This is a genomic window from Polaromonas sp. (assembly GCF_013817205.1).
Taxonomy (GTDB): domain Bacteria; phylum Pseudomonadota; class Gammaproteobacteria; order Burkholderiales; family Burkholderiaceae_C; genus Polaromonas.
This window is the reverse complement of the sequence record NZ_JACDDD010000110.1, coordinates 1-10,275: the sequence shown is the minus strand read 5'-3', so window position 1 is coordinate 10,275 and position 10,275 is coordinate 1. Positions and strand designations below refer to the sequence as shown.

The 10,275-nt window shown below is 63.5% G+C and carries 7 protein-coding genes and 1 pseudogene; 6 read left to right on the top strand and 2 right to left on the bottom strand.

The window, feature by feature from the left end:
- A pseudogene (locus tag H0W47_RS17500) lies at positions 1-119 on the top strand (IS5/IS1182 family transposase); the annotation flags it as partial.
- 3 nt (positions 120-122) lie between these two features.
- On the opposite strand, the gene H0W47_RS17495 reads toward H0W47_RS17500, so the two are convergent.
- A complete protein-coding gene (locus H0W47_RS17495) occupies positions 123-1,028 on the bottom strand; it encodes a LysR family transcriptional regulator (RefSeq protein ID WP_296926710.1) in 906 nt (301 codons plus the stop codon).
- A gap of 95 nt (positions 1,029-1,123) precedes the next feature.
- Between H0W47_RS17495 and H0W47_RS17490 the strand changes: the two genes are divergently transcribed.
- The 5 genes from H0W47_RS17490 (at position 1,124) to H0W47_RS17470 (ending at position 8,615) form a co-directional block, all read left to right on the top strand.
- Positions 1,124-3,289, top strand: a complete 2,166-nt coding sequence (locus H0W47_RS17490; protein WP_296926708.1) for an indolepyruvate ferredoxin oxidoreductase subunit alpha — start codon at positions 1,124-1,126, stop codon at positions 3,287-3,289.
- 2 nt (positions 3,290-3,291) lie between these two features.
- The gene (locus H0W47_RS17485; protein WP_296926712.1) at positions 3,292-4,899 is read left to right on the top strand and encodes an indolepyruvate oxidoreductase subunit beta family protein; all 1,608 of its coding nucleotides are present in this window, start codon (positions 3,292-3,294) and stop codon (positions 4,897-4,899) included.
- A 54-nt stretch (positions 4,900-4,953) separates the two neighbouring features.
- Positions 4,954-5,943 carry a tripartite tricarboxylate transporter substrate binding protein gene (locus tag H0W47_RS17480; RefSeq protein WP_296926707.1) on the top strand — a complete coding sequence of 330 codons (990 nt, stop codon included), beginning with the start codon at positions 4,954-4,956 and terminating at the stop codon, positions 5,941-5,943.
- A 125-nt stretch (positions 5,944-6,068) separates the two neighbouring features.
- The gene (locus tag H0W47_RS17475) at positions 6,069-6,488 is read left to right on the top strand and encodes a thioesterase family protein (RefSeq protein ID WP_296926705.1); all 420 of its coding nucleotides are present in this window, start codon (positions 6,069-6,071) and stop codon (positions 6,486-6,488) included.
- A gap of 210 nt (positions 6,489-6,698) precedes the next feature.
- Positions 6,699-8,615: an ATP-binding protein gene (locus H0W47_RS17470; protein WP_296926703.1), complete on the top strand. Its 1,917-nt coding sequence runs from the start codon at positions 6,699-6,701 to the stop codon at positions 8,613-8,615.
- Between the two features lie 135 nt (positions 8,616-8,750).
- On the opposite strand, the gene H0W47_RS17465 is transcribed toward H0W47_RS17470, so the two are convergent.
- Positions 8,751-10,067 carry a glycerate kinase gene (locus tag H0W47_RS17465; protein WP_296926701.1) on the bottom strand — a complete coding sequence of 439 codons (1,317 nt, stop codon included), beginning with the start codon at positions 10,065-10,067 and terminating at the stop codon, positions 8,751-8,753.
- Positions 10,068-10,275: the final 208 nt, after the last annotated feature.

The following is a 10,275-nucleotide window of genomic DNA, read 5'->3' as shown; positions in this document are numbered from 1 at the left end:
GTAAACTCCTGGTGCGATACGAAAAGCTTGACCGCAGCTTTGTCGCGCTGAACCACTTGGCTGCATCCATCATGGCACTACGCAAGATCAAATTGGACGTAAATATTATTTACGGATAGGTTCTAAGCCTTCTCGCGGAACAGGACCGCGATCACCTCACGCAGCCAGCGGTTGCCGGGGTCGGCCTCGAAGCGTTTGCTCCAGTGCAGTGACACGGTGAAGTCGCGCAGCGGAAACGGCGGCTCGATGATGGCGTAGCCGCCGTCGGCTGCAAAACTTTTCGCGATATTGCGCGGCATCACCACAGCCAGGTCGGTCGCGCGCACGATGGACGGCAGCACCATGAAATGTTCAGTGGTCAGGCGCAGCCGGTCTTCCAGCTGCATCAGCTCCAAAATGCGCAGGGTGTCCGAATGTGTGCGGACGGCGACGAACTCAAGCTGGCGCAGTGCGTCGAGCAGGGCCTGGCCGCTGCGGCGGCGCCGGGTAAAGGGGTGGTCTTCGCGCAGCAACACGATGTAGCGGTCCTTGAGCAGCTGCACACGCTGCGTGTCCTTGACCGTCGGCAAAAAACCGAAGGCGAAATCGATTCGACCGCTGTCCAGGCCGGCCGCTATGTCGCTGCTGGCCAGTGGCGTGGTTTCTATGCGCAGGCCAGGCGCCAGCCGACGCAGCGCCACCATCAGTTCGGGCAGGAAGCGCCCCTCGCCGATATCGCTCATGTGGATGCGAAACACCTTGCGCGACTGCAAAGGCTCAAACAGCGCCGATTCGTTCAGGGCCTGCTCCAGCGTCGCCAGCGCGCTGCGCACCGCATCGGCCAGGCGGTCGGCCTTGGGCGTGGGCTGCACACCACCGCCGGCGCGCACAAACAGCGGGTCCTTGATCAGCAGGCGCAGGCGCGTCAGGCCCTGGCTGGCCGCAGGCTGGGTCAGGTCCATCAATTCGGCCGCGCGGCTGACGTTGCGGGTGCGGTAGACCGCGTCAAACAGCCGCAACAAATTGAGGTCGATGTCTTTTATATGCATTGAATGAATACCAGATAGTCTTGTTATTTTATTGATGGATAGTTCGCTGACGACGAAACTTGCCGCTTCCCACGATAAATACAACGGAGACAGTCTTGGAAGTTTCATTCAGCAAGGAAATTGAATCACTGCGGCTGAAAAGCGGCGAGACTTTCCACGGCGAGGGCATTCTCGCGATCACCAAGGCCCTGCTGCAGTCGGGCGTGGCCTATGTGGGCGGCTACCAGGGCGCACCGGTGTCGCACCTGCTCGATGTCATGGTGCAGGCCAAGCCCTATATGGACGAACTCGGCGTGCATGTAGAGGCCTGCTCCAACGAAGCTTCGGCAGCGGCCATGCTGGGTGCGTCCATCCACTACCCGCTGCGCGGCGCAGTCACCTGGAAGTCGATAGTGGGTACCAACGTCGCCGCCGACGCGCTGTCCAATCTTTCATCCCCCGGTGTGATCGGGGGCGCGCTTATTGTGGTCGGCGAAGACTACGGCGAGGGCGCCAGCGTGATTCAGGAACGGACCCATGCCTATGCGCTCAAATCAACGATGTGCCTGCTGGACCCGCGACCCGAACTTGGCAAAATGGTGGACATGGTGGAACACGGCTTCCGGCTGTCGGAGGCCTCCAACATGCCGGCCATCCTGGAACTGCGCATACGAGCCTGCCATGTGCGCGGCAGTTTTGAGTGCAAGGACAACCGGCCACCGGCGATCTCCAAGCGGCAACTGATGGAGGAGCCCGCGGCTTTCGACTACGCCAAGCTCGCGCATCCACCGGTGACCTTCCGCCACGAAAAGCTCAAGTTTGAGGAACGCATCCCGGCAGCGCGCCGCTACATCATCGAGCAGCAGCTCAACGAGTTGACAGACGGACCGCGCAAAGACTTGGGGCTGATCGTGCAGGGCGGGATCTACAACGCGCTGATTCGCGCGCTGCAGCAGTTCGGCCTGTGTGATGCCTTCGGCCAGAGCGAAATTCCCATGCTGGTGCTCAATGTCACCTACCCGCTGGTGCCGGAACAAGTCGCGGAATTTGCGCTGGGCAAACGCGCGGTATTGGTGGTCGAGGAAGGCCAGCCCGAATACATCGAGCAGGAGATTGCCACTTTTTTGCGCCGGCGTGACATCAACACGCCGCTGCACGGCAAGGACATGTTGCCCTCGGGCGGCGAATACTCGGTGGAAGTCGTGGCGGCCGGTATCGCTGCTTTTGTCGCGCGTTACGCCACCGATGTGGACACGGCGTCCGCCACCAACTGGCTGCAGGGCAATAGCGACCGCCGCACCGCCGTGGGAACACAAATCGCAGCGCAGATAAACCAGGCACTGCCGGTGCGACCGCCCGGCTTTTGCATCGGTTGCCCCGAACGGCCGGTGTTTTCTGCGCTCAAGCTGGCGCAGCAGGATGTCGGGCCGGTGCACATCGCCGCCGACATCGGCTGCCACGCCTTCGGCACCTTTGCGCCCTTCTCCTTCGGCCACTCGATCCTCGGTTACGGCATGAGCCTGGCCAGCCGTGCTGGCGTGTCGCCCATGATGGCGCGCCGCACCCTGTCCATCATGGGTGACGGGGGGTTCTGGCACAACGGCCTGCTGACCGGCGTGCAGTCGGCGCTGTTCAACGGTGACGATGCGGTGCTGCTGATTTTCAAGAACGGCTACACCTCGGCCACCGGCACGCAGGACATCATTTCCACCCCGAGCGACGACGCCAAGTTCAATGCCAGCGACGAGCTGCAAAGCCTGACGCAAACCAACACCACGATTGAAAAAACCCTGCAGGGTTTGGGCATCCAGTGGCTGCGCACGGTGCACACCTACCATGTGGAGGAAATGCGCCAGACGCTCAACGAGGCCTTCACCACCGAGTTCAACGGCCTGAAGGTCATCATTGCCGAGGGCGAATGCCAGCTCGAACGCCAGCGCCGCATCAAGCCCTGGCTGGCCGGCCTGCTAAAGAAAGGCAAACGCGTGGTGCGCGTGAAATACGGCGTCGATGAAGACATCTGCAATGGCGACCACGCCTGCATTCGCCTGTCGGGCTGCCCAACGCTGACGCTGAAAGACAACCCCGATCCGCTCAAAGTCGATCCGGTGGCCACGGTGATCGACGGTTGCGTCGGTTGCGGTCTGTGCGGCGCCAACGCGCATGCGGCCACCTTGTGCCCCTCGTTTTACCGCGCCGAAGTAATCCAGAACCCCAAGTGGCACGAGCGCCTGCTGGGCAGCGTGCGCGGCGCATTTGTACGGGCACTGCAGACCCCATGAACATGCATCAACAAAAACCGATCACCTTTTTGATCTGCGCACTCGGCGGCGAAGGCGGCGGCGTATTGACCGAATGGCTGGTCGATATTGCACGCGCCAGCGGCTACGCGGCGCAAAGCACCTCGATTCCCGGCGTGGCCCAGCGCACCGGTGCCACCACCTATTATCTGGAAGTGTTTCCGGTACCGCTGGCAGAACTTGACGGCAGGCGCCCGGTGTTCAGCCTGAACCCGGTGCCGGGTGCGCTCGACGGACTGATCTCGTCAGAACTGCTGGAAACCGCGCGCCAGGTCGGCAACGGCATGGCCTCGCCGCAGCGCACCTTGGTCATCAGTTCGACCAGCCGCACCCTGACCACGGCCGAACGCATGGTGCCCGGCGATGGCCGCACCGACCCTGCGCCCTTGCTGCAAGCCATAGGCGCGCAAAGCCGCGCCACCCAAGTCTTCGACATGGGTCAGATGGCGAAAGACTGCGGCACCGTCGTCAGCGCGGTGATGCTGGGGGCGATTGCCGGCAGCGGCCTGCTGCCTTTTGCGCGACAGGCGTACGAAGACGCGATCCGCCACGGCGGCAAAGGCGCCGAGGCCAGCCTGCGCGGGTTTGACCGGGCTTTCGCCCAGGTCAGCGCCCAGCAGGCACAGACCGCGCTGGTCGTCGATCTGCTACTAAATGAGGAGCTGTCCGCGCCCGCCAGTCATGGGCTGGAGGCCGATTTGATTCGTATTTTTCCTCCGCAGGTGCATGACATGCTGGCGCTGGGCCATGCACGCATGATCGAGTACCAGGACGAGGACTACGCCGACCTGTATGTGCAGCGGCTGCAGCAGGTGCTGCGCGCAGAACAGCTGGCTGATCCCTCTGCCGCCCATGTCTACGCCACCACCCGCGAGATGGCGCGCTGGCTGGCGCTGTGGATGGCTTTTGACGACATCGTGCGTGTCGCCGCCTTGAAAAGCAGTGTCAGTCGCTGGCAACGCGTGCACGGGGAAGTCAAGGCCGAAAGCGGAGACCTGCTGCAGGTGTACGACCACTTCAAGCCGGGCGCGCCGGAATTTGCCGCGCTGCTGCCGGCTGGGCTGGCTTCGCGTGTGACACGCTGGGACCGCCAGCGTGTGGCCGGTGGCAAGGCGCCGTGGGCCTTGGCGCTGAAGATCGGCACGCACTCGGTGTTTGGCATGTTGTCACTGCGTTTTCTGGCCAGCCTCAAGTGGCTGCGCGTGCGTGGCAGCCGGTATGCGGCTGAGCAAGCGTTGATCGAGCAATGGCTGGCCGGCGTAGTGCGCGGCACTGAACAAGACTGGCAACTGGGCCACGAGATCGCGCTGTGCGGCCGCCTCATCAAGGGGTACGGCAGTACCAACGAGCGCGGCAAGGACAACCTGATGCATGTGCTGGAGCACCTGGCCACAGGCGCGTCCTTTACTTCGAACAAATCACGCGCTGCGGCAATTGCCCAGGCGCGCGAAGCCGCGCTGGCAGACGAAGCCGGCAAGGCGCTGGACCAGACCCTGGTGCAGCACGGCGCGCCGGCACGACCCGTCAAGGCCCAGCCGATACGCTGGATGGACAACCCGCACCGCAAGCCGCGCGTCGTGAAGGCTTCCTGAGCCGGCCCATCGAGTTACGACAGCAGACCTCAACTTCAAAAAAGGAGACAAACCATGACACGCCCCTTCCACTCCCAACGCCGCGCCTTGCTGGCCCTGGCGCTTGCCGCCGGCGCCATGCTGCCTGCCGCGCATGCGCAAACCGCCGCCTGGCCAGCCAAACCGGTGCGTGTCATCGTCAACTTTCCGCCCGGCGGCGCGGCCGACCAGCTTGCACGCGCCATCGGCGTGCCCCTGGCCGAAGCGCTGGGCCAGCCGGTGGTGGTTGAAAACCGCGCTGGCGCCAACGGCAACATCGGCGGCGAGGCGGTGGCCAAGGCAGCAGCCGATGGTTACACCCTGCTGATGAGTTCGGGCGGCATGGTGTCGGTCAATCCCCATCTTTATCCCAAAATGGCTTTTGATCCGGTCAAGGATCTGGTGCCTGTGGCCGCGGCAGCGCGTGTGCTGGTTTTCCTGGAGGTCAAGCCTTCGCTTCCGGTGAACAACGTCAAGGAATTCCTGGCGTATGTCAAAGCCAACCCCGGCAAGCTGTCTTTTGGGTCCCCCGGCAACGGCAGCTCGCCGCACCTGGCAGCCGAGATGATGAAAGCGCAGGCCAACACCTTTGCGGTACATGTGCCCTACCGCGGCGCGGCGCCTGCCATGCAGGACCTGCTGGGCGGCCAGCTCGACTTCATGTTTGACCCCGGCATCGGGCTGCAGCATGTCAAGGCCGGCAAGCTCAAGCTACTGGCCGTGGGCAGTGCGAAGCGCTCGCCACTGTTCCCCGACGTGCCCACGCTGGATGAAGCCGGACTCAAGGGTTTTGATGCCGACACCTGGTTCGGGTTTTACGCACCGGCCGGCACCCCTGCAGCGGTCGTGACCCGGCTAAACCAGGAAATCAACAAGATACTCGGCAGCCAGGGTGTGAAGGACCGCATCATGGCAATTGGCGGCGTACCGGCGCCGATGTTGCCCGCCGACTTCAACATGCGGGCATCGATTGACAGCGCACGTTTCGGCGCGCTGATCAAGGCGCGCAATATCAAGGGGGACTAGGCAATAACCCGTCCACCGTTCGGGCTGAGCCTGTCGAAGCCTCCCTTCGACAGGCTCAGGGCGAACGGACGGGGACGAACGCAAACGAACAGCGACGGACGAAAGCTTGCCCACATAATGAATCCATGAGCAAACAGATCACCCACACCGTGCGCGTTGAATTCGGCGACTGCGACCCGGCGCGCATCGTCTGGTTTCCAAACTTTTTCCGCTGGATAGACGCGGCCTCGCGCAATTTCTTTGTGCAATGCGGCGTGCCGTCCTGGCAGGAAACCGAAAGAACCATGGGTGTGATCGGCACCCCGCTGGTGGACACCCAATCGCGCTTTCTGCGCACCGCTACTTACGGCGACACGCTGGACATCGAGGTCACGATTCCGGAGTGGCGCGAGAAGAGTTTTGTGCAACGTTACCGCATCATGCGCGGCGCCGAGCTGATTATGGAATGCGACGAAATCCGTATCTTCGCCGGCCGCCGCGCAAACAACCCGGAAGCCATACGCGCGCTGCCGATTCCGTCCGAAATTCGCGCCCTCTGTGAATAGTTCAGCATCAAATCAGCCTCCAGCCCTTGTCCAGAAAGCGCAAGCAGCTACAAAATCAATAGCACCCAAAATCCGCTGACCTTGGTAGAGGTCGGGACGGCGCGGATCGAAGCACCAGGCGTCTGCGGGGCCCGGCGTTTGCCTTGGCCCTGCGCATACAGGGCGTTGGCCTACAGCAGCCCTTTGATGCCGCATGGCATTATCTCGTCCATGAATTCGCCGCGTCTGCCCGAAGACAACACCCATCCCAACGACGCCGCGCGCATGCGTACCTTGGCCACGGCCAGCTCCGTGGTGGTGTGGCACACGGCTCCAGACGGTTCCGTGGTGGCGCACAATCCTTCCTGGGAGGCGTTCACCGGCCAGACCTTCGATGAATGCCTGGCTTGGGGCTGGCTCGATGCCATCCACCCTGAGGATCGCGCCGGTGTGCTTGCTACCTGGACCGAGGGTGTGAAAGCCGGAAGATTGGTCGAACTGGCCTACCGCCTGCAACGTCACGATGGCGTCTACCGCCACGTGGCCGCTCAAGGCGCGCCGGTGCTTGAAGGCTACAAGTTGCGGGAATGGGTTGGATTTTGCGTGGATGTGACCGAAAGCAAGCGCGCCGAAGAAGCCCTCAAGGCCAGTCAGGAGCGCCTGCAGTTTCTGGACCGACTCGCCCAGGCCACGCGCCCTCTGACGGACGCCGGTGAACTGATGCAGGTCACTGCCCGCATGCTGGGGCAGTACCTGGGGGCAACGCGTTGCGCCTACGCCGACGTGGAAGCAGACAGCGACCGCTTCACCATCCGGCACGACTGGGCGGTGGACGGTGTTCCCAGCAGTGCCGGTGTTTATTCGCTGGATCTGTTCGGACCGCTGGCCACCTCGAACCTGCGCCAGGGCCAGCACCTCGTCGTGCACGATGTCGATGCAGAACTCGGTGAAAACGGCGGCGCGCCGATGTTCAAGGCCATCGGCATTCGGGCGGTGGTGTGCAGCGCCCTGGCCAAGGACGGGCGGCTGGTAGCGCTGATGGCGGTGCACCAAGCCACGCCGCGCCGCTGGACGCCTGCAGAAGTCAGCGTCATTGAAGAGGTGGTGGACCGCTGCTGGGCCCACATCGAGCGGGTGCGCGACAACGCCATGCTGCGGGAGCAGGACCGCCGCAAAGACGAATTTCTTGCCACGCTGGCGCACGAGCTGCGCAATCCGCTAGCCCCCATCAAGTACGCCATTGCCATGGCGCGCAAGAGCCCCGACGGAAGCTGTTTTGAAAAGGCGCACGAAGTGATTGACCGGCAGGTCAGCCTGATGGCACGACTCATCGACGATTTGCTCGACCTGTCACGCATCAACCGCGGGTTGATCCAGCTCAAACCCGAGCGCGTGTTGCTGAGCGAGCTGATTCAGCAGGCGGCGGCCTCGTCCCGACCATCCATGGAAGCAGCCCGGCACCGACTGGAGGTGTTGCTGGATCCGGAAGACCTCTGGCTCAACGCAGACCCAGCACGCATGGTGCAAGTCATAGGTAACCTGCTCACCAACGCTGCCAAATACACCCCCGATGGCGGGCACGTTCGGCTGATCGGTCGGCGCGCGGGAGACGTGGCCGTGCTTGAAGTGATGGACAACGGCATTGGCATCCCGGTGGGCGAACAAGGACAGCTTTTCCAGATGTTCACCCAGCTCAGCCACAGCGCTGAACGCGCGCAAGGCGGCCTGGGCATTGGCCTGGCGCTGGTCAAGACATTGGTCCAGATGCACCAGGGCAGCGTGCGCGTGTTCAGCGACGGGCTGGACCAGGGCAGCACCTTCACGGTTGAACTTCCGCTGGCCCTGGCCGCGCCCCAACCGATCGCGAGGCCGGACCCGCCTGCGAATGACATGCCCCTGGCAGCGAACACCCGCGTGCTGGTGGTGGAAGACAACCAGGACGGCCTGAGCACCCTGCTGGCCCTGCTGGACGCCATGGGCTATGAGGCGGCGGGCGCTGCCGACGGCGTGCAGGGCCTGGAAATGGCACGCAGTTTCAGGCCGGACGTGGTGCTGCTCGACCTGGGTCTGCCTCTTCTGGATGGCTACGGAGTGGCACGCGCGCTGCGAGCCGACCCGGGCTTCGAGTCGGTGTTATCGTCGCGCTGACGGGATGGGGCGCCGAGCGCGACCGTAGCCGCACGGCCGAAGCGGGCTTTGACGCTCATCTCACCAAACCAATCGAGCCAGACCTCCTGGAGACCCACCTCGCCAGATTCAGCAGCCAGCAACGCACCTCGCGAGCTACAAAATCAATAGCGCCCGAAAGTCGTTGACATTGGTGTGGGTGGGCCCGGTGACGACCAGATCGCCGATCGGCTCGAAGTAACCATAAGCGTCATTGCGGTCCAGGAAGCGGTCTATCTTCATGCCCTTTTCCAGCGCGCGCGCCAGCGTGTCGTGCGCAACAAATGCCCCTGCGTTGTCTTCCACGCCGTCGATACCATCGGTGTCTGCTGCCAGCGCGTAAACGCCCTGTTGCCCCTGCAAGGCCAGTGCAAGACCCAGACAGAACTCTCCCGCGCGCCCACCGCGGCCTTTGGCATCATCGGGCTGCCGGGGCCGGACCGTCACCGTGGTTTCACCACCGCTCAGGATCACGCAGGGTTTGCTGAAAGGCTGGCCCCTGAGCGCCACAGCGCGCGCCATCGCGGCATGCACCTTGCCGACCTCACGCGACTCGCCCTCTATTTCATCACTGAGGATGTAGGCCGCAATCCCCGCCGCACGCGCGGCTGCAGCCGCCGCTTCCAGCGACTGCTGCGGCGTGGCGATCATGTGGACGGCATGGCCGTTGAACGCCGGGTCCCCGGGCTTGGGTGTTTCCAGCGCGCCGCTTTCAAGCTGCGTGCGTAGGGCGGGCGGTACATCGATGTTGTAGCGCTTCAAAATCGCCAGCGCATCGGCGCAGCTGCTGGCATCGGGCACGGTGGGGCCGCTGGCAATCACCGAGGGGTCGTCACCTGGAACGTCGCTGATGGTCAGCGTGACCACCGCTGCCGGCGCGCAGGCCGCAGCCAGCCGGCCGCCCTTGATGCGCGAGAGGTGTTTGCGCACGCAGTTCATCTCGCCGATGTTGGCGCCGCTGTTCAGCAGGGCCTTGTTGATGCCCTGCTTGTCTTCCAGGCTCAGACCTTCGGCCGGCAAGGTGAGCAGGGCCGAGCCGCCGCCCGAGATCAGACACAGCACCAGATCGTCTTTCGTCAGCCCTTGCATCATCTGGAGGATGCGCTGCGCGGCTTGCAGACCGGCGGCATCGGGCACCGGGTGCGCGGCTTCAACGATCTCGATGCGTTGTGGCAATCCTTCGGGGCGCGGCGGAATGTGGTGGTAACGCGTAACCACCAGCCCCTCCAGCGGAGCGTCGGCAGGCCACAGGGCTTCGACCGCCTGCGCCATCGAGCCGCCGGCCTTGCCGGCGCCGATGACGATGGTGCGGCCTTTGGGTGGCTTGGGTAGATAGGCGGCTGTGTTGTGTAGTGGCAAGGCTCGCTGAACGGCGGCCCGGTAAAGGTGCTCAAGAAAGGCACGGGGATCGGTGGCGGGATGGGGTGCGGTCATGAAAATATCTCCACCCCGGATTGTGCCGTGGTAACCGGGCGGTAACCGCGTGGTGACCATCCACACCCGTCCTGACCGCCCTCGAACAACATCTAGCCCGGATATTTCATTAGCAGGAGTCGGCAGCCCCGTGCCGAAGCGCGTTGTCATTGGTGTTCGATGTCAATTGCAACCGGGGACTGCCAATGCCAAAGTGTACGCAAGAACG

Excerpts from the sequence above, each read along its gene's own strand:
- H0W47_RS17495 (WP_296926710.1), bottom strand. The coding sequence starts at position 1,028 with ATGCATATAAAAGACATCGACCTCAATTTGTTGCGGCTGTTTGACGCG.
- H0W47_RS17485 (WP_296926712.1), top strand. The coding sequence starts at position 3,292 with ATGCATCAACAAAAACCGATCACCTTTTTGATCTGCGCACTCGGCGGC.
- H0W47_RS17465 (WP_296926701.1), bottom strand. The coding sequence starts at position 10,067 with ATGACCGCACCCCATCCCGCCACCGATCCCCGTGCCTTTCTTGAGCAC.
- H0W47_RS17480 (WP_296926707.1), top strand. The coding sequence starts at position 4,954 with ATGACACGCCCCTTCCACTCCCAACGCCGCGCCTTGCTGGCCCTGGCG.
- H0W47_RS17475 (WP_296926705.1), top strand. The coding sequence starts at position 6,069 with ATGAGCAAACAGATCACCCACACCGTGCGCGTTGAATTCGGCGACTGC.
- H0W47_RS17470 (WP_296926703.1), top strand. The coding sequence starts at position 6,699 with ATGAATTCGCCGCGTCTGCCCGAAGACAACACCCATCCCAACGACGCC.